Raw genomic sequence first — 3,228 nt, 5'->3', positions numbered from 1 at the left:
GCACGCCCTGCGCGTACAGGGGCCAGCAAAGACAACGGCCCGGTCCTTTTGGGACCGGGCCGCTGCGGGATAAAACCCCTGGCGATGACCTACTCTCGCATGGCTTGAGCCACACTACCATTGGCGCGGGTGCGTTTCACGGCCGAGTTCGGGATGGGATCGGGTGGTTCCACACCGCTATGTTCACCAGGGAGACGGTGGCGCTGCAGCGGTTCGACGCGCAGCGCACATAGGGTTGGGACGTAGCGAGTGATTGGCGAGGTCGACGACGTGCCGTCGAGTCCAAGGCCACTTGAGGTTATAGGGTCAAGCCGCACGGATCATTAGTACTGGTTAGCTCAACGCATTGCTGCGCTTACACACCCAGCCTATCAACCACCTGGTCTTGATGGTTCCTTGAGGGGGCTTGAGCCCCGGGAGATCTCATCTTGAGGGAGGCTTCCCGCTTAGATGCTTTCAGCGGTTATCCCGTCCGACCATAGCTACCCGGCAATGCCACTGGCGTGACAACCGGAACACCAGAGGGTCGTCCACTCCGGTCCTCTCGTACTAGGAGCAGCTCCTCTCAAATCTCCAACGCCCACGACAGATAGGGACCGAACTGTCTCACGACGTTCTGAACCCAGCTCGCGTACCACTTTAAATGGCGAACAGCCATACCCTTGGGACCGACTACAGCCCCAGGATGTGATGAGCCGACATCGAGGTGCCAAACACCGCCGTCGATATGAACTCTTGGGCGGTATCAGCCTGTTATCCCCGGAGTACCTTTTATCCGTTGAGCGATGGCCCTTCCATACAGAACCACCGGATCACTAAGACCTACTTTCGTACCTGCTTGATCCGTCGATCTTGCAGTCAAGCACGCTTATGCCTTTGCACACAGTGCGCGATGTCCGACCGCGCTGAGCGTACCTTCGTGCTCCTCCGTTACTCTTTAGGAGGAGACCGCCCCAGTCAAACTACCCACCATACACGGTCCCCGATCCGGATTACGGACCTGGGTTAGAACGTCAAGCACATCAGGGTGGTATTTCAAGGTTGCCTCCACCGGAACTGGCGTCCCGGTTTCATAGGCTCCCACCTATCCTACACAAACGAACTCAACGTTCAGTGTAAAGCTATAGTAAAGGTTCACGGGGTCTTTCCGTCTTGCCGCGGGAACGCTGCATCTTCACAGCGATTTCAATTTCACTGAGTCTCGGGTGGAGACAGCGCCGCTGTCGTTACGCCATTCGTGCAGGTCGGAACTTACCCGACAAGGAATTTCGCTACCTTAGGACCGTTATAGTTACGGCCGCCGTTTACTGGGGCTTCGATCAAGAGCTTCGCCTTGCGGCTGACCCCATCAATTAACCTTCCAGCACCGGGCAGGCGTCACACCCTATACGTCCACTTTCGTGTTTGCAGAGTGCTGTGTTTTTGATAAACAGTCGCAGCGGCCTGGTCACTGCGGCCCCCGACAGCTCTAGCTCGCATGAGCCACCATCAGGGGCGCACCTTCTCCCGAAGTTACGGTGCCATGTTGCCTAGTTCCTTCACCCGAGTTCTCTCAAGCGCCTGAGAATTCTCATCCTACCCACCTGTGTCGGTTTACGGTACGGTCTGCGTAAGCTGAAGCTTAGGGGCTTTTCCTGGAAGCATGGGATCAGTGACTTCAGTCAAAAGACCTGGTCTCGGTGCTCGGTCTTGAAGGGGCCCGGATTTGCCTAAGCCCCAAACCTACCGCCTTTCCCCGGGACAACCAACGCCCGGTACACCTACCCTTCTCCGTCCCCCCATCGCACTTACGCGAGGTGCTGGAATATTAACCAGCTTCCCATCGGCTACGCATTTCTGCCTCACCTTAGGGGCCGACTCACCCTGCGCCGATTAACGTTGCGCAAGGAAACCTTGGGCTTTCGGCGTGCGGGCTTTTCACCCGCATTATCGTTACTCATGTCAGCATTCGCACTTCCGATACCTCCAGCGGACTTCTCAATCCACCTTCGCAGGCGTACGGAACGCTCCTCTACCGCGCACACGCAAGCGTGTGCACCCCAAGCTTCGGTTTATCGCTTAGCCCCGTTAAATCTTCCGCGCAGGCCGACTCGACCAGTGAGCTATTACGCTTTCTTTAAAGGGTGGCTGCTTCTAAGCCAACCTCCTGGCTGTCTGTGCCTTCCCACATCGTTCACCACTGAGCGATAAATTGGGGACCTTAGCTGTGGGTCTGGGTTGTTTCCCTTTTCACGACGGACGTTAGCACCCGCCGTGTGTCTCCCGGATAGTACGTGCTGGTATTCGGAGTTTGCCATGGTTTGGTAAGTCGCAATGACCCCCTAGCCATAACAGTGCTCTACCCCCAGCAGTATTCGTCCGAGGCGCTACCTAAATAGCTTTCGAGGAGAACCAGCTATCTCCGGGTTCGATTAGCTTTTCACTCCTAGCCACACCTCATCCCCTACCTTTGCAACGGGAGTGGGTTCGGGCCTCCAGTCCGTGTTACCGGACCTTCACCCTGGGCATGGCTAGATCACCCGGTTTCGGGTCTACTGCCCGCGACTATGCGCCCTTATCAGACTCGGTTTCCCTTCGCCTCCCCTATACGGTTAAGCTCGCCACGAACAGTAAGTCGCTGACCCATTATACAAAAGGTACGCAGTCACCCCGAAGGGCTCCTACTGCTTGTACGCACACGGTTTCAGGGTCTATTTCACTCCCCTCGCCGGGGTTCTTTTCGCCTTTCCCTCACGGTACTGGTTCACTATCGGTCGGTCAGGAGTATTTAGCCTTGGAGGATGGTCCCCCCATGTTCAGACAGGGTTTCACGTGCCCCGCCCTACTCAATTTCATCGACTGTGCCCTTTCGCATACAGGGCTATCACCTGCTATGGCCGGACTTTCCAGACCGTTTTGCTAAAACACAATCGACTTTTGGGCTGCTCCCCGTTCGCTCGTCACTACTGAGGGAATCTCGGTTGATTTCTTTTCCTGCGGTTACTTAGATATTTCAGTTCACCGCGTTCGCCCTGCATGACTATGGATTCATCATGCAGTACCTCCTAAGAGGTGGGTTGCCCCATTCGGACATCACCGGGTCATAGTCTGCTGCCGACTCACCGATGCTTTTCGCAGGCTGCCACGTCCTTCATCGCCTCTGACCGCCAAGGCATCCACCGTGTGCGCTTATTCGCTTGACCCTATAACCCCAAGTCGCCTCGGGGCCATCGATGATCCCTGCAGTCG

At 56.4% G+C, this 3,228-nt stretch carries 2 rRNA genes; both read right to left on the bottom strand.

Annotated features, from left to right (window positions below):
* Window positions 1–76 precede the first annotated feature (76 nt).
* Window positions 77–191: ribosomal RNA gene (gene rrf / locus KB893_RS18095) — 5S ribosomal RNA — on the bottom strand.
* A 111-nt stretch (window positions 192–302) separates the two neighbouring features.
* Window positions 303–3,182: ribosomal RNA gene (locus KB893_RS18090) — 23S ribosomal RNA — on the bottom strand.
* Window positions 3,183–3,228: the final 46 nt, after the last annotated feature.

Source organism: Coralloluteibacterium stylophorae (assembly GCF_018122625.2).
GTDB classification, from domain to species: Bacteria; Pseudomonadota; Gammaproteobacteria; order Xanthomonadales; family Xanthomonadaceae; genus Coralloluteibacterium; species Coralloluteibacterium stylophorae.
This window is presented reverse-complemented; position numbering and strand designations above follow the sequence as displayed.